At 53.3% G+C, this 24,216-nt stretch carries 12 protein-coding genes; 10 read left to right on the top strand and 2 right to left on the bottom strand.

Translation table 11 applies throughout. The features are described 5' to 3' along the window. The first annotated feature begins 16 nt into the window (after window positions 1-16). The 3 genes from EKO24_RS10590 to EKO24_RS10580 all read left to right on the top strand — a co-directional run bounded on the left by EKO24_RS10590 (window position 17) and on the right by EKO24_RS10580 (window position 7,027). Window positions 17-1,492, top strand: a complete 1,476-nt coding sequence (locus EKO24_RS10590) for an efflux RND transporter periplasmic adaptor subunit (protein WP_127028318.1) — start codon at window positions 17-19, stop codon at window positions 1,490-1,492. A 41-nt stretch (window positions 1,493-1,533) separates the two neighbouring features. Then, a complete protein-coding gene (locus EKO24_RS10585) occupies window positions 1,534-4,725 on the top strand; it encodes an efflux RND transporter permease subunit (protein WP_127028317.1) in 3,192 nt (1,063 codons plus the stop codon). Window positions 4,726-4,810: 85 nt separating this feature from the next. Next, entirely contained in the window at window positions 4,811-7,027 is a 2,217-nt protein-coding gene (locus EKO24_RS10580) for a heavy metal translocating P-type ATPase (protein WP_241674463.1), read from the top strand. A 200-nt stretch (window positions 7,028-7,227) separates the two neighbouring features. Here the strand turns inward: EKO24_RS10580 and rlmN are convergent, their stop codons facing one another. Further along, a complete protein-coding gene (rlmN, locus tag EKO24_RS10575) occupies window positions 7,228-8,271 on the bottom strand; it encodes a dual-specificity RNA methyltransferase RlmN (RefSeq protein WP_127028315.1) in 1,044 nt (347 codons plus the stop codon). A gap of 415 nt (window positions 8,272-8,686) precedes the next feature. Here rlmN and EKO24_RS10570 point away from each other — a divergent pair, with 415 nt between their 5' ends. The 7 genes from EKO24_RS10570 to EKO24_RS10540 all read left to right on the top strand — a co-directional run bounded on the left by EKO24_RS10570 (window position 8,687) and on the right by EKO24_RS10540 (window position 22,985). After that, entirely contained in the window at window positions 8,687-9,163 is a 477-nt protein-coding gene (locus EKO24_RS10570) for a cytochrome c (RefSeq protein ID WP_127028314.1), read from the top strand. 10 nt (window positions 9,164-9,173) lie between these two features. After that, window positions 9,174-10,664 (top strand): DcaP family trimeric outer membrane transporter, encoded by a 1,491-nt coding sequence (locus tag EKO24_RS10565; protein ID WP_127028313.1) that lies wholly within the window; start codon window positions 9,174-9,176, stop codon window positions 10,662-10,664. 21 nt (window positions 10,665-10,685) lie between these two features. Next, a complete protein-coding gene (locus EKO24_RS10560; protein WP_127028312.1) occupies window positions 10,686-13,355 on the top strand; it encodes an ATP-binding protein in 2,670 nt (889 codons plus the stop codon). Between the two features lie 212 nt (window positions 13,356-13,567). Then, window positions 13,568-16,009: an efflux transporter outer membrane subunit gene (locus EKO24_RS10555; RefSeq protein WP_127028311.1), complete on the top strand. Its 2,442-nt coding sequence runs from the start codon at window positions 13,568-13,570 to the stop codon at window positions 16,007-16,009. Beyond that, complete coding sequence (locus tag EKO24_RS23400; RefSeq protein WP_127028310.1) at window positions 16,006-17,667, top strand: LuxR C-terminal-related transcriptional regulator; 1,662 nt, start codon at window positions 16,006-16,008, stop codon at window positions 17,665-17,667. Before EKO24_RS10555 ends, EKO24_RS23400 begins: the two co-directional genes overlap by 4 nt. 2 nt (window positions 17,668-17,669) lie before the next feature. Next, window positions 17,670-21,620: a peptidase domain-containing ABC transporter gene (locus EKO24_RS10545; protein ID WP_127028309.1), complete on the top strand. Its 3,951-nt coding sequence runs from the start codon at window positions 17,670-17,672 to the stop codon at window positions 21,618-21,620. 3 nt (window positions 21,621-21,623) lie between these two features. Beyond that, window positions 21,624-22,985, top strand: a complete 1,362-nt coding sequence (locus tag EKO24_RS10540; protein ID WP_127028308.1) for an HlyD family type I secretion periplasmic adaptor subunit — start codon at window positions 21,624-21,626, stop codon at window positions 22,983-22,985. Between the two features lie 532 nt (window positions 22,986-23,517). Here the strand turns inward: EKO24_RS10540 and EKO24_RS22550 are convergent. Then, window positions 23,518-24,216: hypothetical protein (locus EKO24_RS22550; RefSeq protein WP_206667257.1), on the bottom strand; the 699-nt coding region annotated here is incomplete at its 5' end.

The following is a 24,216-nucleotide window of genomic DNA, read 5'->3' as shown; positions in this document are numbered from 1 at the left end:
AGGAAGCGAGTGAACCATGACCAAAAAACAACTCCGGATAATCTTAGGCATGCTTGCCGCGGGCCTCATCTTGGCCATCTTGATATTAAGTTTGGAACGGCCCGTTGTCGGCGAGGCAGAAGGAGACAATGAACATGAAAAGACCACTGAAAATAGAGGCTCCCATGGCGGCCAATTACTGACCAATGGTCCAGTGGCGCTGGAGGTGCTGCTATCGGAAAAAAGTGGCGAACCGCATTTTCAGATTTATCAATACAAAAACGAACGGCTATTGCCGCCGCAGGTCAACCATTTGACCATGACCTTGCATCGTCCCGATGGCGAATCGCAAACCATCGATTTCGAGGCCAGCCAGGATTTTTTGCAAAGCCGACAAGTTATAGAAGAGCCCCATGTCTTTGAGGCCGCGATAACGGTGAAAAGCGATCAGGATGTCATGCAATTTAGCTTCGGTAAAGATGAAGGAAAAATTGTTCTGACCGAGCAGCAAATTGAACAAGCAGGCATTCAATTACAAACGGCGGGACCTGCGCGCATCCAAAAGCGCATCACGCTGCCTGGCGAAATTCGTTTCAACGAGGATCGGACGTCTCATGTCGTGCCGCGTGTCGCCGGGATTGCGGAAGAAATTCCGGCAAACTTGGGGCAGCGCGTGAAAAAAGGCGAATTATTGATCGTTATTGCCAGTGCCAGTCTATCTGAGCAGCGAAGCGAGTTGTTTAGCGCGCAAAAGCGATTGGAATTGGCGAAAGCGACGTTTAATCGGGAAAAACATCTATGGGAAGCCAAAATTTCGGCCGAACAGGATTACCAGCAAGCACGTCAGGCGTTGAGCGAAGCGGAAATTGCCCTGCATAACGCCCAGCAAAAACTGCTGGTATTAGGGGCCAAACCGGATGTCCACGGCGAACTCAGCCGTTATGAAATTCGCGCACCGTTCGACGGCATTATTGTCGAGAAACATATTTCGATCGGCGAGGCGGTTAAAGAAGACAGCAGCATTTTTACCATCACCGATCTTTCCACGGTGTGGGCGGAAATGATCGTCTCGGCCAGGGATTTGAACGTGGTGCGCATCGGCGAACCCGTCACCATCAAGGCTACGGCGCTCGATTCGGTAGCGACCGGCACGGTGTCCTACGTCGGGGCATTGATCGGCGAGCAGACGCGTACGGCCAAAGCCAGAGTGACCTTGGGCAATCCGCAATTGGCCTGGCGTCCCGGCTTGTTTATCACAGTCGAAATGGCTGCCAGCGAAGCGGATGTCCCCGTGGCGGTTGCCGCCGACGCGGTGCAATCGATCAACAATCAACCGGCCGTTTTCGTCAAAATACCCGGCGGTTTTATCGCCCACCCCGTTGAGACGGGTCTGGCCGATGGCCACGCGGTAGAAATTGTCAACGGGCTAAAGCCGGGCGCGCAAGTTGCGGTCAACGGCAGCTTCGTCCTGAAGTCGGAACAAGGCAAGGCTGGAGCGTCGCATGAACACTGAGTGGATGATCTTGTTGCAGGCGAATTTGGGAGCGGTACATCATGTTTGAACGAATCATTCGCCTGGCTATCGAGCAGCGTTGGCTGATCATGATGGCTGTCATCGGGATGGCGGCAGCCGGACTTTATAATTACCGGATATTGCCCATTGATGCCGTACCCGACATTACCAACGTGCAGGTACAAATCAATACCAGCGCACCCGGCTATTCGCCGCTGGAAGTCGAACAGCGCATTACCTATCCGCTTGAAACCGTGATGGCGGGTTTGCCGCATTTGGAGCAAACGCGGTCGTTATCGCGCTACGGCCTGTCGCAAGTCACGGTCATTTTTGAAGACGGCACCGATGTGTATTTTGCGCGGCAGTTGGCCAATCAACGGCTACAGGAAGCCAAGGACCGCTTGCCCGCAGGCGTGACCCCAGCGATGGGCCCCATTTCCACGGGGTTGGGTGAGATTTATTTGTGGACCGTCGAGGCCGAAGAAGGCGCCAAAAAAGCCGACGGCAGCGCCTATACATCCACCGACTTACGGGAGATTCAAGACTGGATCATCAAACCCCAACTGCGCAGCGTTCGGGGGGTGACCGACATCAATTCCATTGGTGGCTACGCCAAACAATTCCAAGTGGCCGCCATCCCGGAGAAATTGTCGTCATACGGTTTGACGTTCGACGATGTCGTCACCGCGTTGGAGAAAAACAACGGTAACGTCGGCGCCGGTTATATCGAAAAACATGGCGAGCAATATTTGATTCGTGTACCCGGCCAAGTGCATTCCATCGACGACATTCGCAACATCATTCTCGGTAATGTGAACGGCGTGCCGATTCGTATTCGCGACATCGGTGAGGTGGACATCGGCCGCGAGCTGCGTACCGGCGCCGCCACCGAAAATGGACATGAAGTGGTATTGGGCACGGTCTTCATGTTGATTGGCGAGAACAGCCGCAGCGTCTCGCAGGCCGTTGACCAAAAAATGCAGGAAATCAACCGGACGCTTCCGTCGGGGGTTAAAGCCGTCACGGTCTACGACCGGACCGTATTGGTCGATAAGGCCATCGATACCGTGAAGAAAAACCTGACCGAAGGCGCGATCCTGGTGATCGTCATCTTGTTCCTGTTCTTGGGCAACATCCGTGCCGCTGTAATTACCGCGCTGGTCATTCCTTTGGCCATGTTGTTCACCTTTACCGGCATGGTCGGTTATCACGTCAGTGCAAACTTGATGAGTCTTGGCGCCCTGGATTTCGGCGTCATTATCGACGGCGCCGTGGTCATCGTCGAAAACTGCGTGCGTCGGCTCGCTCATGCGCAAACTCAATATGGTCGCCGATTAACCCGGCAGGAACGTTTGGAGGAAGTCTTTGCCGCTTCCAGGGAAGCGCGTCGTGCGCTGCTGTTCGGTCAACTGATCATCATGGTCGTGTATCTGCCGATCTTTGCGCTGACCGGCGTCGAAGGCAAGATGTTCCATCCGATGGCATTTACGGTGGTAATTGCCTTGGTGGGAGCAATGTTGCTGTCTATCAGTTTCATTCCGGCCGCCGTAGCCTTATTCATCGGGGAAAAAATCGATGAAAAAGAAAACGTGCTGATGCAATCGGCCAAGCAACTGTATGCACCTGTGCTGGCCAGGGTTATGGACAATAAACCGGTTGTGGTGGCCTTCGCGGTCATTGCCATTGTGTTGTCCGGGTTGCTGCTGACACGCATGGGCAGCGAATTCGTACCCAGCCTTAACGAAGGCGATTTTGCGATCCAAGCGATGCGCGTACCGGGTACGAGTCTGTCGCAGTCGGTGGCGATGCAGCAGCAAATCGAAACCGCGTTGAAACGGCAATTCCCGGAAATCGACCGGGTTTTCGCGCGCAGCGGGACGGCGGAAATAGCATCCGATCCGATGCCGCCCAACATATCCGACGGCTACATCATGCTCAAGCCCCAAGAGCAATGGCCGGAGCCGAAAAAATCGCGCGATCAATTATTGACGGCCGTTCAGCAAGCCGCCAGTCAATTGCCGGGCAATATTTACGAGTTCTCCCAACCGATTCAGTTGCGCTTCAATGAGCTGATTTCCGGGGTACGTAGCGATGTGGCGGTGAAAATTTTTGGCGACGACATGACCGTGCTCAATGCGACCGGCACCGAAGTGGCTGAAGCGTTGGAAACAATTCCCGGTGCGTCGGAAGTCAAGGTTGAGCAGACCACCGGTTTACCCATGTTAACGGTCAATATCGATCGAGACAAAGCCGCTCGCTATGGCCTGAATATGGGTGACATTCAGGATACGGTGGCTGCCGCGATTGGCGGTAAGGAAGCCGGCTTGCTGTTTCAAGGCGACCGCCGCTTCGACATCATCGTGCGTTTGCCTGAAAACCTGCGCAGCGACCTGGACGCTATCCAGCGATTGCCGATATCCTTGCCGCGTTCGTCAAGCGCTGGCGATAAAACGGCCTATATTCCTCTTGCCGAAGTCGCTAACCTGGATTTAGCCCCGGGCCCGAATCAAATCAGCCGGGAAAATGGCAAGCGCCGTATTGTCGTCAGTGCCAACGTGCGCGGACGCGATTTGGGCTCTTTCGTCGCCGAAGCGCAGCAGAAGCTCCTGCACGTCAAAATACCGGCCGGTTATTGGACCAGCTGGGGAGGACAATTCGAGCAACTGCAATCCGCAACGCAACGTTTGGAAATTGTTGTGCCGGCGGCGTTATTACTGGTGTTTACCTTGCTGTTCATGATGTTTGGCAATGTTAAGGATGGGCTGCTGGTATTCAGCGGGATTCCGTTCGCATTAACCGGGGGCTTGGTGGCCTTATGGCTACGGGATATTCCCTTGTCGATCTCAGCGGCCGTCGGCTTTATTGCCTTGTCGGGTGTGGCGGTGTTGAACGGTTTGGTGATGATCGCCTTCATCCGCAATTTGCGGGAGGAAGGCTTGTCCCTGGAGAAAGCCATTTTTGAAGGTGCATTGACCCGATTGCGACCGGTGCTGATGACAGCATTAGTCGCATCGTTTGGTTTCGTGCCGATGGCGATTGCCACCGGCACAGGAGCCGAAGTTCAACGCCCGCTGGCAACGGTCGTCATTGGCGGTATTCTGTCGTCGACGACGCTGACCTTATTGGTATTACCGATTTTATATTGGTTCGCCCATTGTCAGGACGAACACGCTACTGCCGTGACATCTGACGATGCGCCGATGGCTATTAAAGAGGAATTGAAGCATGAATAATTGCAAGCAAACGGAGAAATCCTGCTGTTGTCCTGGCGATAAGCCGGGTACCACCCAACCGACGGCATCAAATTCTCCGAGTGGCATGACGTTCAAGATCGAGGGCCTGGATTGCGCAGAAGAAGTCGCGACTTTAAAAAGTGCGATAGGCCCGCTAGTGGGCGGCAGCGGCAAGCTGGCATTTGATATTTTAAACGGGCGTATGATGCTTTTGCCTAATGCCGAGCCTGTGACGGAAAAAGCCATCATTAAAGCCATTGCCAAAACGGGCATGAAGGGCTCTCGTTGGCAATCCGGTCAGATCGATACCGATGTCAAGAAACTACACCGGTCGAAGACGGTTTATACTTCGCTCAGCGGCTTGTTCATTCTTGCCGGTATGTTCATTCATGTCGGCATTGCCGGCGGCTTCGGTGAACTGCAAACCTTGCTCAACCATCCTGAAAATTGGTCATTCAGCGGCAAGGTGATCGTCGATTATCTCACTAGCTTATTGAACGCACATACCCAGCAGGCTATACCGTTACCTGAAAAAATCGCGTTCGGTTTGGCGGTGATTTTCGGTGGACGGCATGTGGTTGTTAAAGCGTTTTATGCGCTGAAACGATTGCGCGCCGATATGAATTTATTAATGACGGTTGCCGTCATCGGCGCCATGTTCATTAATGAGTGGTTCGAAGCGGCCACCGTGAGTTTCCTGTTCGCCCTGTCCTTGGCAATTGAAAGCTGGAGCATTGGCCGTGCCCGTCATGCGGTAGAAGCGTTGTTGGATTTAGCGCCATCGACGGTTACGGTCAGGGATGAAAGCGGACAGGAACGCTTGGCACCCGTCGCGGAAGTCAGTATAGGAACCTGTTTCATTTTATCGCCAGGCGCTAAAATCCCGTTAGATGGCGAGGTCGTCGTCGGCTTTAGTTCGGTCAACCAGGCTCCGATCACCGGCGAAAGCATGCCGGTGACCAAGCAGCCGGGGGACACGGTGTTTGCCGGCAGTATCAATGGCGAAGGAACACTGGAAATCCGCTCCACCAAACTCGCCACGGATACCACGCTGGCACAAATTACGCGTCTGGTTGGGGAAGCGCATGGCAAGCGTGCGGAAGCCGAACAATGGGTAGAAAAATTTGCGCGTATTTATACGCCGGTGGTGATGGCCTTGGCGTTGGCCGTCTGGATGATTCCGCCGTTGTTTTTAGCGGGCATCTGGAGCGAATGGTTATACCGTGCCTTAGTGTTATTGGTGATTGCTTGCCCTTGTGCATTGGTCATTTCGACGCCTGTCAGTATTGTTTCCGCATTAGCGAGTGCGGCCCGGCAAGGTATTCTGATTAAAGGCGGCATTTATATCGAAACGCCGGCTCATCTTAATGCGATCGCCTTTGATAAAACCGGTACGCTGACCTGCGGTGAACCGATCGTCACCGGTGTTTACCCGTTCAATGGTCATAGCGAAGCGGAACTGTTAAGCCGTGCGGCCGCATTGGAATCGCGCAGCAATCATCCGCTGGCAAAAGCCATTCTGCAATACACGGAAAAGCAGGGCGTCAGTGTCGCCTGCGCGGACAACGTGACGGTTCTGCCCGGTAAAGGCGTAACCGGGCTATTTAATGGAACCGATTACTGGTTGGGCTCGCGTCGTTATCTATTGGAGCGTAGCCAGGAAATTCCGGAAATCAGTGCCAAAGCGATTGCCCTTGAACAGTCCGGGCAAACCGTTATTGCCATTGGCAGCGAGCGGCACATTTGCGGCTTGATTGCCGTCGCCGATCAGCCCCGCGCTGACATTAAATCGATCTTGCAATACCTCAGGCAAACCGGGATCGAACACTTGGTCATGTTGACCGGCGATAATCAGGTGACGGCAAACAATATCGCGGCCCAAATTGGTATTGACGAAGTTCATGCCGAATTGTTGCCGGCCGATAAAGTTGAAATTGTCGACCAAATGGTCGGGAAATACCGACAAGTGGCGATGATCGGCGACGGCGTCAATGATGCCCCGGCGCTGGGCCGGGCTAATCTAGGCATTGCCATGGGAGTATTGGGTTCGGACGCGGCGATAGAAATAGCGGATATTGCCTTAATGGGCGACGATCTGTCCAAGTTGCCTTGGCTGATTGTTCATTCCAAAAGAACGCTCTTGATCATACGACAAAATATTACCTTTGCGCTAACGATCAAGGCGGCTTTCGCCGTGCTCGCTTTTGCCGGTTTGGCAACTTTATGGGAAGCCATTGCCGCCGACATGGGCGCTTCTTTATTGGTTGTGGCAAACGGATTGAGATTACTACAGGCTAAATAGAGTTGAGCTTGCCTACTTTGATGCCCAGAAAATCAAATACTGTCTGCCAACCGTGTGTTCCATCGCTCTTCTCAGCAGAACGATGGAACAAACCATGCTTGAATGGCCGTGTAGATGAGGTTCCTGAGCATTTCTTCGTTAGTTAAAGAGTCGCTCACGCGACACATTAATTAATGCGACGAACTGCGTAACATCAGTTACTAATACTGATTATTGGAATTAAGTTGTCCGCATGCTGCTAATACGTCATCGCCTTTAGCACCTCTTATTAAAGTCGGAATCTTAAACGCATCCAAAACTTCCTTAAACTTTTCAACCTTATCCAAATCCGGGCATCTGTAACGCGATCCCGGGAATGAATTGAAAGGAATTAGATTTATATAAGCGCTTTTGCCGGCCAGCAGCATCCCCAGTTTTTTAGCATCATCCGGAGAGTCATTAAAATCCTTTATCAGAATATATTCATAAGTAACAAATTGCTTTTTATTTAAAGGTATCTTGTCGATATAGGCCAACACCTCGTCTAGCGGATATTTTTTGTTAATTGGAATAAGTTCATTTCTCTTTTCTTCAAACGGTGAATGAAGAGATAACGCAAGGTTCACTCCAGGTGCTTCCCGACTCCATCTTTTAAGCCCGGGAATATAACCGGCCGTTGAGACGGTAATTTTTTGAACGCCGATTGATGTTCCGTGTTGAGATAGAAAAATTTCACAAGCTTTTTTTACCGCATCAAAATTATGTAAAGGCTCGCCTTGTCCCATAAAAACAATATTCAAAATTCTCTCTTCCCCAGGCCTATTGGCTGCCAACCAACGCCAAGCCTTTAGAAATTGCCCGACAATTTCACTGGTCGTCAAATTTCTTTTAAGTCCTTGCTCCCCGGTAAAGCAAAAAGAACAATTCATTGCGCAGCCAACCTGCGATGACAGGCAAATCGAATATTTGTTATTAAACGGGATAAGCACCGTTTCAACCTTATGATTGTCTTTAAGCTTAAAAAGAAATTTTACCGATCGATCTTTTTGCGACTCATAAACCGTATCGATTTCGGGTAGAAAAAAGTCGAAATTTTGTTCAAAAAAAGCCAATGAGGATTTAGAAATTTTATTATGGCACTGAGAGCTTTGTTTTTTCTTGTAATGCCAATTAAAAAGAACTGCCGCTACTGAGGGATTTAAGTTATTTTGATTTACAACCGCCTCTAAATCAGAAAAATTTAGATCGTAAAAAGACTGTTTCAAAAGTTTCTCCTGGCAATATCAGCATTTGCCAATATCGATTCGCTTTAAGTATTAGGGGCAAATTTTATTCCAACCCAGCTTAATTTTCATGCAACAATCATCCCACGAGCAGTATAGGGCTTAGATAATTAGTTTATGGGGAGCGCCTTTCATTCCTCATAAACTAATTTATGAAGGCCTCACATCAAATTAGCAGCTGTCGAAATGAAGCCTGAGTTAATCAATGGACGAGCGTAAGCCACTGTCTTTTAAGACGTTGTCTTACGTCGCTCTCGAACAAATGCGGCTTTTATTGGCAAGCTGGCAGAGTGCTTGGTCTTGCAGTAATCTTGGTTCATAATTCCCCATCATTTTGTGTTTAAATAATCTTTCGGGATTTATTTACAACGACATCCACTGTTCCGGGAAGAGAAATATGAAGCTGCAAAATTTAGCCATTGTTATCGTAGCGACATTGCTCCCAGCCTGTACCTCGACCTCGCAACCAGCCGCGCACCCGGGCTTGCCCGACACTGGCCGGCCGGCCCTGCATGCAGTCAGCGACGCCCGCTTGCGGCAGTTGATGGATCAAATAAACGGCTTGATGTTCGATCGCTTCAAGACCGAACCGGACATCGACCGCGAGCGCCGCAACTATGCGCTGAAAATGGCCGATGCCGCGGATAAACTCGGCTCGGCCGTCGACGTCATTTTGTCGCGTTTACCGGCATTAAATCTGAATCCGGACGAGCAAACGGCATTCCATGCCCTGGCCGGCAAATTGCGCGCACAGGCCACTATTCTGAATACTCAAGCCAAGCTCAACCACATCGACGCCATCGAGCCTACATTGGAGCAGATCACAGCGACTTGTTCATCTTGCCACAGTTTATTCAGAAAGTTCGGCAACTGAGGTAATTACAATGAACGTAAAAAAAACCGTCTTCTTACTGCTGCCGGCGTTTGCCGTCACGTCGTTTTCCGTCTCAGCCGAAGAGGATTTGCGAACCCTCATTAAGGCTATGAGCGGCAAGATGGCTGAACTTGACAATCAGGTCAAGCAATCGAACCGGCGCATCGCCGAACTGGAAGAGAAACTGGCGCAAAGCGAGAGGGAAAAAGCACTCGTTAGCTCCGCCGCTCCTGCCGCCCAACCGCCGGGCGCTCAAGCAACAACCGTAGCGGCCGGCGCGACGCCTCAGGTTCCGGCCGCCGTGGAGAAACCAAAAACCGCACCGGCCGTCGCCGTCGGCGATGCCAAGGGTACTTTCAAAATACCGGGTAGCGACACCTCGCTCGGCTTTGGCGGTTACGTCAAGCTGGACGCAAACTACAGCAGCATCGGCATGGGCGGCGACAAATTGGGCGATCAACATCTGGTTATTTCCCAAATCCCCGTCGGCGACAACCGGCTCGGCGAACACAGCAAAAGTACCTTTCATGCGAAGGAAAGCCGCTTCTGGCTGAAGTCGTTCACGCCCAGTTCCTGGGGCGACATCGACACTTTTCTGGAAGTGGATTTTCTGGGAGCGTCGGATGTCTCTACCTACACGCCGCGGCTGCGGCACGCTTACGGCTCCATCGGCAACTTCCTCGGGGGATTTACCTGGACGACTTTCCTGAATGTCGCCGCTATCCCGGAAACGCTGGATACAACAGGCCCCGCCGGCGACTTGCTGAATCTGCGCCAGCCTGTGGTGCGGTGGACCCAGCCTTTTACGGTTGCCGGGACAGCGTTGGAATTTCAGGCGGCCGTGGAGTCGCCTAAAAGCCGTCTGTGGACGGACCCGCAACTTAGAGAAAGTACGGATGCTTATAATTTTACCAATCCCAACGACGAGCGCTATCCCGATCTGATAGCCCGTCTCAATTACAGTCCCGATTGGGGGACGCTGTCCCTCGCTGCGATGGGACGCCAGATTCGTTACACCAAGCAAACGACCAACCGGCAGCAGGAGGCTTGGGGCGGTGCGATCAGCTTAGCCGGTAAGATCAATACCGTCGGCATGGATAACGTCAAATTCATGCTCGGCTATGGGGATGCCTACGGCCGCTATGCCGCCTTCAACGCGTTTGAGGACGCGGCTTTGGATGCTTCCGGCCTATTGCAACTGGTCAATGTCTACAGCGCGATGGCCTCTTACCAACATTGGTGGAACAAGGCCTGGCGATCAACGCTGGCCTATAGTTTCTCCGCGGCGGATCAGCCGGCCTTCGTGCAACAAGCGGTTAATTTGAACGGAAGCATTGGCGAGATGAACCGGCAGGCGCAGTCTGCTCATATCAATCTGCTCTGGAGCCCCTGGCTGTCGACCACTTTTGGCTTGGAATACTTTTACGTCCTGCGCGAGCGGGCGGACGGCCAGACCGGTGACCTGAACAGGGTGCAGTTCTCCTCGCGCTTCAATTTTTAGTCGGAAAGGAGAGACTGTATCGTGTTAACCGCGGCTAGTAGACGCCACCGCCTCGCCGTCGGATTGCTGGGAGTGTTGCTGGCTGCCAACCCTGCGGCGTCCCCGGCAACGGAAAGCGGTTGCCTTTCGTCGCAACCGGAATGCAAATCCGCCGTGGCTGCCGCCCAGGCGGCAGCCACGCGCAAAGTCCTGATTATCCATTCGTATACCAGCGAATACCCGTGGGTCAGGAAATTGCGCGAGGGTATTTACGAGGAAGTGAATCGGCTGCCGCTGGAACAGCGGCCGGAAATCTACGAGGAACAGCTTGATGCAGCGCGCTTGGGCAAGGCGGCCGTCAGCGATCATGTCGCCGAACACATGAGGCAAAAATATGCCACGGTCACTTTCGACGCCGTCGTTACCGAACTGCAGGATGCGGCGATATTCTTGTTGAACAGACCCGGTATGTTTCCCGGCGTGCCGCGTTATTACTTCGATTACGCTGCGCCAAACCTGCCTTCCGACCGTTCCAGCGGAGCGTTCGTGCTGTTACCGTCGGACTGGGAAATCACGCTGCAAACCATACTCGATGTATTGCCCAAAACCCGGCGTATCGTCGTCATCGGCGACAAGTGGACGGAGTATGCGCAGACCCGCATACATGCGATCAAGGGCATTGCCGGACATTTCACCGGTAAAGTTGAATTGGAATATTGGGAAGACATCGTCTTCGACGAGCTATTCGAGCAAGTGAAGCAGCTGCCCAACGATACCGCCATTCTTTACATCGCTACCTTTAGGGATCGTGCGGGCCAAAAAGACATCCCCGCTCTGGTTGCGTCGAAGTTGTCGCAAATAGCCTCGGTTCCGGTTTTCATTGTCGCCGATTCGTTTCTGAACCCTGCGTCTCTGGGCGGCTACATGGTCAGTGCGGATAAAGAGGGACATTTGATTGGCCGCATTATCGTGGCCGGCAACGATAAACCGCTGCAAATGACGCCCGACCAACTCAGGGAAGCTTTGAACGGCTATTATTTCGAAGATAGCCAGCTCAAACGCTGGGGCATTCCCGACGAGCGCCTGCCGAAAGGCAGCGTTATTTTGAACAGGGAAAAAGGGCTATGGGAAAGCTACCGCGGCTATATTATCGCCGTACTCGCCGCTTTCGCGTCGGAAACCTTGTTGATCGTCAGCCTGATCCGCAGCAACCGTCGACGACAGCGGGCGGAAGCGGAAATCCTCCGTTACAGCGATCATCTGGAAGAAATGGTCAAGGCGCGTACCGCCGAGCTGGCGGAAGCCAAGGTCAAGGCGGAAGAAGCCAACCGGGCGAAAAGCCTGTTTTTGGCGAACATGAGCCACGAACTGCGCACGCCGTTGAATGCGATTCTCGGTTTCTCCGGCCTGATGCAGCGCTCGCCCGAGATTTCCGCCGGCCAGCGCGAGAATCTGACCATCATTAACCGTAGCGGCGAACATCTGCTCAATTTGATCAACGATGTGCTCGATATGGCCAAAATCGAGGCAGGCCGCATCGTACTGGAAATTGCGGCCTTCGATCTTGGCGCGCTGGTCCGCGACATCACCGATATGATGCGTTTGCGAGCCGAGGAAAAAAGCTTGCGGCTGCTGCTCGACCAATCCTCCCGTTTCCCCCGGTTGATCCGCGGCGACGAAGGCAAACTGCGCCAGGTCATCACCAACCTGTTGGGCAATGCGATCAAATTTACCCAACAGGGCGGCGTCACCCTGCGCCTGGACGTCAAAGAGAACAACAATAGGCAATGGCTGATTGTGGAAGTGGAAGACAGCGGCGTGGGCATCGCGCCGATGGACCTGGCACGAGTCTTCGAAGCGTTCGTGCAGGCCGGCAAGACCAGTGCGCATCAAGGTACCGGCCTGGGCTTAGCCATTTCGCGCCAGTTCGTGCATTTGATGGGCGGCGAGCTCAGCGTCGACAGTACGCTGGGCAAAGGCTCCACATTCCGGGCCGAATTTCCGGTCGAAATCGCCAGTGAATCCGAAATCCGGGCGATCAAGCCTGAGAGCGGCTTGATCGCCGGCCTGGAGCCGGGTCAACCCGACTATCGGATATTGATCGTCGAAGATCAGCCTGAGAACCAGCAGTTGCTGAAGAAGTTACTGGAAAACGTGGGCTTCCAGGTCAAAATAGCGGAAAACGGGCAGGAAGGCGTCGAATGTTTCCAAAGCTGGTCGCCGCATTTTATCTGGATGGACAGGCGCATGCCGGTCATGGATGGCGTGGAGGCCACGCGGCGTATTCGCCAGTTGGAAGGCGGGCAGCTGGTCAAGATATCAGCTCTTACCGCTTCCGCGTTCAAGGAACAGCAACAGGAAATGCTCGACGCCGGCATGGACGATTTCGTGCGCAAACCTTACCGTTTCGACGAGATCTACGACTGCATGGCGAAACATCTGGGCATAAAATACCGCTACGACAGCAATACAGCCGAAACCAAGGACGAGAACCTTACCGAGCTTGACGTCGACGGATTGGCGCAGCTGCCTGCCGCATTGCGCCGGGATCTAAGAAATGTCCTGGAAACGCTGGATACCGAAGACATCATGGCCGTCATCCGGAAAATTGGCCAAATCGATGAAAAGTTGGGATATTCGTTGTCCCGTTTGGCTGATTACTTCGACTATCAGGCCATCTTGGATGCACTCGACAGCGCAAACGGTCGATAAGTCCAATCGGACAAGCCTTTGCAGTAAATCCCTGCGCTGAAGGTTGTGTTTGTGCGTTTTACTGTCGCCGCATTAATCGGTCGTTGATTCAGGTCGTTATTTTTGACCGTTTCCGATCAATATTTAGCCAATAAAATATCCAATTTGTGGGGGCTGCGGTTTCTGCATATACTTTTCCATATTGAACATAGTGGTTTTGAGATTAACTGTTAATGCCAAAAAAAGTTTTATGGAATGCTTGTTTTGTTGAGGGATATTTCCGCAATAAAGATAACCCGGGCATCTCCAGTCCACTTAGCAAAGCTTTTCACGATGGGGCATGGTTACCAATTTTAGCGGTATGCAGTCTGCTGATTCCCGGATGCGCAATTAAACAGGACAGTTATGATGTGCCGATTGCGCCGTTACCCGCCCAATTCAAGCATACCGAAGCGCTTACCCAGCGGATAGAAAGCGAAGCTAAGGATAAGGTCCAGGTAGAACGGCGCGTCGAACAGCTGCTCGATGAATGGTGGCATTTTTTCGAAAACGACGAGCTCAATCATCTCGTTGACCAGGCTATGGCCAACAACGCCGATCTGCGCATCGCGATGTTGCGGATTTCTCAATCCCAGTCCCGTGCCGAACAGGCTTTTGCCGGACAATTTCCGGAAATATCCGCTGTTGGGCAACTGCGTCACGATAGCCCTTCCAATGGCATTAACTCGTTTACTCAAGGCGGGTCGCAAAAGGACCGACAAAACGCGCAAATCGGTCCTGCCGCCAATTGGCGCGTCGATATATGGGGCGAACTTAAGGCGCTCACCGAAGCCGCTGAAATGGAAGCGTGGGGCGCGACTTACCAGCGCGACGATACGCGCCGCCTGTTGGTTGCCAATGTCACCAGCCGGTATGTCGAATATCTTTCCTTAAACGATCGTCTTCGCGTTGCCCGTGAGACAAAAGCCGCGCTGGAAAATCTGCTGCAGGCGGTTAACGAAAGATTGAAAGCCGGGGATGCGACGATTATCGAGTTGGAACAACAGCGCGCAGCGGTACTGGCCGTGGAAGCGACGATTCCGGGACTGGAATTGCAGCGCGAAACGGCGGTTAATTCGCTGGCGCAGTTGCTTGGCGTAACGCCCGGTATGCTGAAATTATCCGGGCGGGGAATGGACTCGCTGAAATTTCCGAAGGTAATACCGGTTGTGCCTTCAACTCTGCTATTGCACCGGCCGGATGTGCGTGCGGTCGAGGCGCAGCTTTTGGCCGCCGATGCGGATATTGACGTGGCGCGCGCGCGGGTGTTGCCGTCGTTGGACCTGACGGCTCAGGCCGGCTGGGGCGTATTTTCGCTGGCCAGCATGGTATCGCCTTATGGCCCGCTGCTAAACGTTGCGGCGAATCTATCGGCGACCATTTTCGATTACGGTAAGCGTATGGAAGGGGTGGCGCTTGCACGGGCGCGTCATGAAGAGCTGGTCGAAACCTATATTCGCGTGATTTATGCGGCCGTGCGGGAAACTGAAGACGCATTGGCCAACACGCATATGAACGGTAAACGCCTGGAGGCCCAGCAAACCGCTACCGATGCCGCTGCCCAGGCATGGAAATACAGCCAGGATTCCTATGACTTCGGGGATATAGATTTTTTGACATTGCTCGATACCGAGCGCACGTATCACCGCGATCTGGATGAATTGCACCGTATCCGTATGGAACGCTATCGGGGGCTGGTCGATTTGTTCGCCGCGCTGGGCGGAGGCGTCTCGCAAGGCGATATTTTGCCGGGAGGCGGCAAGCGGCCTGAAGCAAACAAAACAGCGAATTTGTCGGCGGCTTCCTTGCGTATACCGGGCGTTATCTGGGATAAGCCGGCCGATGATAAAGAGTTCTGGCTGGTTCAATTGGCCGGGCTACAGGATATTTCGGGCGTAGGCCATGTCTGGCGCGATATGCAGCAACGTTTTTCGGCGCTGATGGTTGATCGCGTCCTTATGCCGCGCGAACAAGGGCGTATAGAGAAAGACAACCAAGAGCGCATCCGCTGGTATCGTTTATTTATTGCCCGCTTCGCCGACCAGGACGACGCGGAAACATTTTGCCGGGCCTTAGGTTCGCAATTGCTGCGTTGCAATGTTGTGTCTTCCAAGTCCAGTGCGTTTCGTGATCTTAAAACCGAGGACGCGCTGGAAGAGGCTAAGCCTGAACCGGTTAAACCTCAATTATCCTTATCCACCGACGCTGAAATTCAAGCAAACCGGACGGCGACGCCGGCAGAACCGCTCTTGCCCGCTGCCGGCGAACCGGCTTCAAAAAATGACGGACAGAGCACTGCAAATCCTGATAACGGACTTCCAACGGTGAAAAATGCCAATGACAGTTACCAAGAGGCGTATGCGGTTCAGCTCTCCACGCTCAGTAATCAAGCTAATGCCGAGAAAGAGCTGTCTGCCTGGCAACATAAAGGGATAGACGCTTATATTTATCCGATAGCCGGAGCCGATGGAAGAAAACTGTTTACTATCCGTACCGGTATCTACAAAGATCGGAAAGGCGCGGCCAGTAGCGGTATTTTGTTAAGTAATAGTCTGCATGCCGATACCATACCGGTATCTATTCGCGTAGATAAAGCGGGACATCCGGCGCCGTTGATACCCGTTATTGCACCATGAAGCACGAGCTGCATGAATCCGTTCCGGCAAATGCAGGATCTTCCGATGGCGGCGCACAGCCGGAGTTGACGCCGAGGCAGAAACAAATCCTGGAGTTGCTGAAAGCCGGGAAGGTCAACAAGGAAATTGCGAAGGAATTGGGCATAGGCCTTGGCACGGTTAAGCAGCATATGGTGGTTTTGTTCAAAAAGCTGCGTGCAAGCAATCGAACCATGGCGGTGTCGCACGGCTTGAGCCGGGAATCGACGGTTCACTCTGCTAGTCTGCCGCCTCAGTTTGACGAAGGTATTCTTGCGCGCAGGCCTTGTATTGTCTTCAGCATCGTTGCGCCGGATGCGGCGCCGCCGGACGCGCTGGAAAAACTGTTGCAGTCGTTAGCGGCGTTTGCATCCGCAAACGATGCGTTGTTGCTGACGCGTAAAGACAACTCCGCCGAGCTGATGTTCGGTATACATTCCTGTACCGAATACGATATTTATAAAGCCTATCATGCCGGGCGCGCGGTTTTCCTGGCGATGAAGAACTATCCCGGTGTTGGCCGCGCATTACGGGGCGGGTTGTCGGCGGGCATGGCCATTGTCAGCATGAAGCGGCACGGCGGCTGGACCGGCGAAGTGGTCACCAGCCCGATTTTCGCGCAGGCCCTGAATATTGCGCATAGCACCGTTCCGGGCACCGTCAAAGTCGATACGTCCGCGTTGGAATTATTGCAAGTGTTTGGGCCGGGCTGTGTCGATGCAACGGCATCGGTGCTGCCGTTTGCGGCGCTTCAGAGAATGCCCTGGACTAGCGGTCAATGCAGGCAGCCTCCGCTGGTCGGGCGCGAGCAGGAAATTGCCCGTTTGCATGCATTGATGGCCGAAGTTCGCCAGGGCCGCAACCGCCTGGTTTATCTGGAAGGGGAAACCGGCATGGGCAAGTCGCGCATTTGCCGTCATCTGGCCGAGCATCATATCAAGCAAGGCGGCCGCGTTTATCACTTTGTTTGTCAGCCTAAAAGCCTGACCGGCGTTTTGTACCGGTTTCCGAGCGGGCTTCCGGCCGAAGCGGATGAATTGGTTCAATGTCTTGAAGCTGAACCGATAGATCTCCCCGATGTTGTTATTGTCGACGACAGTCATTTACTGTCCGCCGAAATATTGATAAAGCTGACCCGGCAAGGCGCGGTAGCCAACAATAAACTGGTGCTTATCGCCGGCCGGCGCTTTCCGCAAGGCGTTGCCTTAGCCAATGAGGTTTTTAAATTAGGGCGATTGTCCGGCGAGGCGCTGGAAGCTTTATCCACGCATCTGATCGGCGAGACGGAACCCCGGCTTATCGACGGCATTACGAGAAGAGCGTCAGGCGTGCCGCTGTTTGCAATTGTACTCGCGCAACAGTATCGCAATAAAACCATGCCTTTCGCTTTGCGTGTGGTCATTGCGGCGCGGATGGACGGCCTTCGCCTGGATCATACGGTGTTGGCGCATCTGGCTCAAAGCCCGGAATCCTGCACGGTCCAGGAAATCGCCGATGCTTTGCACGAACCGCTACAGACGGTGCAATTGGCGGTAGAGCAGGCCATCGAAAGCGGCGTGTTGCAGGAAAATGCCCAATCCCGGCTCAGTTTTACACATCCTTTACTACAGCAAGCAGTTGCTGAATCCAGAGTTGAATAATCATGTTTGCTTTTCGTAGAACGTCATACGGTGCAACTAAGTCCGCTACGCATTCCCTGAACCCGTTCCTGGATATCATACGTTCGGCCGATTTGCAGCGGGCTATCCCTATTCTGGTGTTGGTCGCCTTTCTTTATAACATCCTGGGCTTGGTCCTGCCGATGACTATCCTGCAAATCATGGATAGGGTTGTGGTTAACCAATCGATGGAAACCTTGACGGTGCTGGTTGCCGGCGTGGTGGTCAGCTTAATGCTTGAAGAAATCCTCCGGCAATTGAACGGGACGGTAACCAGTTGGTTGGGCGCGCGTTTCGAACACCTGGAAAGCGTAAAAATGTTTGAAAAATTCTTGCGCGTACCGTTGCGCTATTTGCAGCATGAAGAGCCCTCCGTACATGTCGAGCGCATTGCGGCGGCCGCGAAAGTCGCGGAATTCTACTCGGGCCAGGTTTTGCTGGTATTGCTGGATATTCCGTTCATGCTGATATTTCTGGCGATGATTTACATTATCGGCGACTGGGTCGTTTGGGTTCCTGTGGCCTTGCTGGGCATTTTTACGTATTTAATTGCCAAAATCGCACCGTGGTTAAACCGGATGGTTGAAAATGGCCGTTTAGCGACGGAAAGGCGGAACAACTTTTTAATTGAAGTTCTGAGCGGTATCTATACCGTGAAAACGATGGCGATGGAGGCGCAAATGGAGCGCCGCCATGAACGTTTGCAGGCCACCAATGCCGAAGCCAGCCAAGCGATGGTTTTTGCGAATGCGATGGTAGGCGCAATGGGAATGCTGATTTCCCAACTGATGATTGTCAGCGTTATTTTTGCCGGAGCGCTGGGCGTCTTGTGGGGACAAATGACGCCCGGCGGCTTGGCGGCCTGCATGTTGCTTTCCGTTCGCACACTGCAACCGCTGCGGCGGGGATTGACCACCTGGGCGAAATATCAATCTTTCCTGATCGCCAGGAAATCCTTACAGGAAGTGGCCGATATGCCGGAAATCAACGATCAAGACAAACCGCCCCTGCCCAGGATCAGCGAGGAGATTGAACTACGGCAAGTGACGTTGGAGCGCAAAGGCCGGGAGCCGGTTTTTAACAACCTGTCGTTGAAAGTCGCGGCAGGCGAATGCATCGTTATCGAGGGCATTTGCGGCAGCGGCAAGACCGCTTTGATGACGCTGTTAAGCGGCGTCCACCAACCGGACGCGGGCGAGGTCCTGGTTGATGGCCGCCCTTTAAACAGCTTTGCCACCGACAGCATTCATCGCGAGATTGGCTTCATGCCGCAAGCCGGTACATTGATTACCGGCACCATTCTGGAAAACATGACGATGTTCGACCACGGTTTGAACGAGCCGGCGTTGAAAATCGCGGCCCAACTGGGACTGGACCGGGCCGTGGCGAATATGAAGTTGGGCTATGAAACGCCGGTCGGCGAGGGCAATACCGAAGTAGTTACGGTAGGCATGCGTCAAACTATCGCGCTGGTCAGGGTACTGGTGCATAAGCCCAACGTGATTTTGTTCGATGAGGCAAACGGTCATCTGGACATGGAAGGCGATAAGCTTTTATTGGAATATATGAAGCAGCAAAAAGGGCAGTGCACAATGGTTTTGATCACGCATCGGCCGTCTTGGAAAAGAATTGCCGACCGCATATTTACTATCTCCGGCGGCCGGCTTATCGAAGGCGAGATGACGGATTTCACTCTACGGAAAGCTGAAAGTGCGGTCGCTGTCGATTATGAACGTCCTCCGCGTCTGGACCAGCCTGCTGCGGTTATTCGCCAGCATTTTCAGGGGGCTTCCGATTTTTCGCTATGTCTGGCGCCGCTGCTTAGCGCTATCGGCTGGGAAGGAAATATTAGGGAATTGATGATGTCGATGCCGCATGTGCGTTTTTGGCAAAAAAAGGTTACGACTGAAGTAGATGGCGAGATTAAGGAAGTCATGGTGTCGGTGCCGTCGGCGGACAGCAACCTGGATATTTCCGGTTTTTGTAACGCGTTGTCTAATTTGGGATGGGTGGCGAACAGTTTTAGCGGCAATCTGCAAAACCTGGATGCCCGGTTGCTGCCTTGCCTGTTCGTAGCGCCGGATGTGCATGCGAAGGTGATCCTGGAGCAATTGGCGGACGGACGTTTCAGGTGCTTTGACGGCGGCAGCGCTTGCGAAACGGTGCATGAACCCGATCGCGAGCAAGGCCGGATTTATATTTTCAAGCCTAATGAAGTTGAGACCACAGCGCTTAGAAGCGAGACAAAATTTTTCAATAAATTGTTGGGGGGATTCAAAAAGTTGATTGTTTTGGCTTTCGCGCTAACCGTTTTTAATACCTTGTTCGCGCTTGCGCCGCCGTTATTCACGAAATCCATCTATGAAAGAGTTTTGCCTAGCGGCGATTTGCAGATGCAGGTTTATTTGCTGTTGGGCATTTTGCTTCTGTTAGGCCTGGATTTTTATATGCGCAGGCTGCGCAGCCATATAATTGCCTATATCGGCGGACGGGCCGATTACATTCTGGGTACTCGCGTATTCCGGCAGATCATCAATTTACCGGTAAATTCAACATCGAACGTGTCGGTTCGCCGTCAAGTCGAGCGGATAAGGAATTTCGAAGGGCTGCGCGATTTTTTTCATGGGCCTTTGGCGACGATAACCCTCGATATGCCGGCTAATTTGGTCATCCTGGTCACTATAGGCATCATTAATCCGTGGACGCTGATAGTTATCGGTGCGGCGATTACGTTGTACTGCCTTTTGGGCTGGGCGTCAAAATCGTACAGTGCGCGTATGAGCACGCGGCTATCGCGTGCGGCCAGTTCCCGCATTGAATTTATAAACGAAACCTTGACGCAGATGCATACCATCCGCTGCTCGGGCAACAAGGATGTATGGTTGGAGCGCTTCCGCGATTTAAGCGCCAAAACCGTACTGGCCAAATTCCACGATAACCAGACGCAAGCCCGTATCGGCGGCGTGGCGCAGATTATCAGCTCGTTAACGGGTTTTGCGGTACTGGTGGTTTGCGCATTAGGCGCGATTTACAGTCAAATCGGTTCCGGAGCGATGATTGTGACGATGATGCTGGTCTGGCGGCTGGTTGGGCCGATGCAAAGTATTTTCCTGGCGACCAACTCACTGGGCAGGATTCGTTCCAGCGTCTCGCAAATTGAAAACCTGATGCGCTTGCCGCTTGATATAGATATTGGCGCTCACCAGGCAATCAGGCCCGCGTTCCAAGGAGAGCTCAACTTCATGCGCGTTTCATTCCGTTATCTGAACGATGCGGACCCTGCATTGCTGGGCATATCGTTTTCTCTAAAGCCGGGGCAGTTTGCAGTCATTGCAGGAGCAAGCGGCACCGGTAAATCGACTATTCTCAAACTGATTGCTCGTCTGTATACGCCGCAGGCCGGCACTATACGGCTGGATGGCGTCGATATTCGCCAATTAGCCGCAACCGACCTGCGTACGCGCATCAGCTATATGCCGCAAAACTGCGATATTTTTTACGGCACCATTACCCAGAATTTGCGTTTGGTTCATCCTGCCGCAACCGATGCGGAACTGGCTTGGGCCGCCAAAATGGCCGGTTTGGATACGGAGGTCGAGTTAATGCCCGAAGGCTTCAATACCCGCATATCCGCCAGCCAGCTTAGTCAATTGCCTAAAGGTTTGCTGATCCGGCTGGCATTGGCGCGGGCAATGTTGATGCCGTCGCCGATTACATTACTGGACCAGCCTGGAGACGCTTTGGACGAAGCCGGAGAAGAAGCTTTGCTTCGATGTATAGCGTGGTTGCGGGGGCGGTCGACATTATTGATGATTTCTCATCGTCCCGCGCACATGCGCTTGGCCGATACCGTTATTTATTTGGAACGTGGTTCTATAGCTGCAATGGGGCCATTCGACACGATTAAGGAAAGACTGAATCTAGGGGGCATGTAAGCAATGTTCAAAAAGACGGCATCTACAGAAAAACAGCAACAGCACCCCGTCCGCCTCGGCAGTCGCCAACGGAGCTTTCTGTCCGATAACGTGCATGTTGAAGAAGAATTCATACCGGTATTTGTTCGGCCAATGCTGGGCGTTACGGCGGCGATTATGGTGCTTTTCTTCGTCTGGTCCGGGTTGGCCACCGTGACCGAAGTGGCGCGGGCTCCGGGAGAAATCATACCCAGCGGTGAAATAAAGGTCGTCCAGCATCTTGACGGCGGCGTAGTGAAGGAAATTACCGTCGAAGAGCATATGTTGGTGCAGGCCGGCCAGGTCGTGTTGCGCATTGACGGCGACCAGGCTCAGGCCGATTTGCGCCAGATGGAAGCCAGGCTGGTGGCGCTGAAGCTGCGTTCGGAACGGCTCAGCGCTTTTGCCGAAGGCCGGACTCCGAACTTGGAACCGTTAATGGGCGGGTATGCGGATTTACTGGCGGCTCAGCAGGCGATTTACCGTAAACAGCTTGCTACGCGCGACTCGACTTTAGCTGTATTCGACCGTCAAATCGAGCAAACAAAGCAACGTATTATTCAGCAGGGCCACGCGTTGGCCGCCGCCAAACAGCATCAGCAATTAACCGGAGAAATGGCGAAATTGCGCGAAGACTTGGCGTTTCGCAAGCTGGTAAAGCGTACTGTGCTGCTGGAAACCCAACGCGCCAAGGTAACCGCGGACAGCGAAGTCTTCCGTATCCAGCAGGATAACGATATTACCCAGCAGGAACTGGCCGAAGTGCAAAACCGCCGCGCCGACACTCTCAACCAGATGTATCGCGATGCGCTGAATGAAATGGGAAGCGTACAGGCTGAAATCGCTGAAGTGGAAGAGTCGATCCGGCATCTGCAAACTAAAGTCGAACGTCTGGTCGTTACCGCGCCGAACCGGGGTTACGTTCATGACTTAAAAGTGCAAACAGTGGGGCAAGTAATCCAGCCGGGCGCGGTGCTGATGCAAATCGTCCCGGACAACGTGCCCCTGGAAGCGCAAGTTCATATCCAGCCCAAGGATATTGGCTATGTCAGGGTCGGCCAGCCGGTTAATTTACGAATCAGCAGCTTCGATTATTCGCGCTACGGTTTTGCGACCGGTACGTTGAAACGCGTGTCGGCCACCAGTACCGTAGATGATGACAAGATGCCTTACTATATTGCCTGGGCAAAGCTCGACAAATCGTATATGGGGAAGACGCCCGGCCAGAATTTGTTGCAGCCTGGAATGAGCGTTGACGCGGAAATCGTAACGGGAGAGAAAACGCTGCTGACCTATCTTTCCAAGCCGGTCCTTGACGTCGTGACGCGTTCTTTCCACGAACGCTGATACCTACAATAACGTAGCGGCAAGTATTGTTCTGTATGGGTATATAACTTCTGGACGTCTAGCCAATCACTAAGTAATTCTACTAGTATGGCAGCATCGGAATAATTAATTAGTAAGAGAGATGTGTCATGGCAGAGCAAAATGAAACAAGCGGTACCGGGACCGGCAGCCAGCAAACAGATGCACAGTTACTTGATGATTTAACGCTTCTTGCGCGAGGCGAAAACGGCAACGGCCAAACTCCGCAAGAAGCGCTTTCCGGCCCTGCCGGTCAAGCAGGGGACGCTCCTTCGGCGGGAAATGAAAACCTGATCATCGACACATCCGGCAAGGATATTAGTGAGCAAACCTATTTCGATCAAGGTGAGTCTCGTCATCAAGATATAGAGATCGCTACGAGTCCTCAAGACAGTGAAACGGTTATTCCCGCTTTATTAAATAACAGCGAAGGTGGCCAGGACGCTAATCCTGAGGTAGACATGTCCGTCTCAGGAGGAGAATTTTCGCCGGCAAGTACAGAAACGGGTAGTGTTCAAGCAGCGCCGATATCCGATAACAATATTTCGGCGCCACCACCTGTCGGCGGGACGGCGCCAACTAGCCCGACGGCTCCGGTTAGCGCCACCGTACCTGTTAGCGCCACGACTCCGGTCAGTAGCACGGCACCTGCCAATTTCTCCGCACCAGCTAGCAGCACCGCACCGGTCGGTAGCACAGCTCCGGTTAGTGCAACAGCTCCGGTCAGTAGTACGGCTCCGGTGAGTAGCACCGTTCCGGTTAGTGCGACAGCACCGGTTAGTAGCACGGCCCCTGTGAGCAGCACAGCTCCGGTTAGCAGCACAGCTCCGGTTAGCAGCACAGCTCCGGTCAGCGCAACAGCTCCGGTGAGCAGCACGGCTCCGGTGAGCAGCACGGCTCCGGTGAGCAGCACGGCTCCGGTGAGTAGCACGGCTCCGGTTAGCAGTACCGCTCCGGCCAGTAGTACGGCTCCGGTTAGCGCAACAGCTCCGGTGAGCAGTACGGCTCCGGTCAACAGTACGGCTCCGGTCAACAGTACGGCTCCTGTCAACAGTACGGCTCCGGTCAGCAGTACGGCACCCGTGAGCAGCACCGCTCCAGTCAGCAGTACCGCTCCGGTTAGCGCAACAGCTCCGGTGAGCAGCACGGCTCCGGTGAGCAGCACGGCTCCGGTGAGCAGCACGGCTCCGGTGAGCAGCACGGCTCCGGTGAG

Origin of the sequence: Candidatus Methylobacter oryzae, from assembly GCF_003994235.2 — a bacterium.
Lineage (GTDB): Bacteria > Pseudomonadota > Gammaproteobacteria > Methylococcales > Methylomonadaceae > Methylobacter_A > Methylobacter_A oryzae.
Note: the sequence above shows the minus strand (reverse complement) of the source record. Positions and strands in the feature narration are given on the sequence as shown.

Excerpts from the sequence above, each read along its gene's own strand:
- EKO24_RS10590 (WP_127028318.1), top strand. The coding sequence starts at position 17 with ATGACCAAAAAACAACTCCGGATAATCTTAGGCATGCTTGCCGCGGGC.
- EKO24_RS10585 (WP_127028317.1), top strand. The coding sequence starts at position 1,534 with ATGTTTGAACGAATCATTCGCCTGGCTATCGAGCAGCGTTGGCTGATC.
- EKO24_RS10580 (WP_241674463.1), top strand. The coding sequence starts at position 4,811 with ATGACGTTCAAGATCGAGGGCCTGGATTGCGCAGAAGAAGTCGCGACT.
- EKO24_RS10570 (WP_127028314.1), top strand. The coding sequence starts at position 8,687 with ATGAAGCTGCAAAATTTAGCCATTGTTATCGTAGCGACATTGCTCCCA.
- EKO24_RS10565 (WP_127028313.1), top strand. The coding sequence starts at position 9,174 with ATGAACGTAAAAAAAACCGTCTTCTTACTGCTGCCGGCGTTTGCCGTC.
- EKO24_RS10555 (WP_127028311.1), top strand. The coding sequence starts at position 13,568 with ATGCCAAAAAAAGTTTTATGGAATGCTTGTTTTGTTGAGGGATATTTC.
- EKO24_RS23400 (WP_127028310.1), top strand. The coding sequence starts at position 16,006 with ATGAAGCACGAGCTGCATGAATCCGTTCCGGCAAATGCAGGATCTTCC.
- EKO24_RS10545 (WP_127028309.1), top strand. The coding sequence starts at position 17,670 with ATGTTTGCTTTTCGTAGAACGTCATACGGTGCAACTAAGTCCGCTACG.
- EKO24_RS10540 (WP_127028308.1), top strand. The coding sequence starts at position 21,624 with ATGTTCAAAAAGACGGCATCTACAGAAAAACAGCAACAGCACCCCGTC.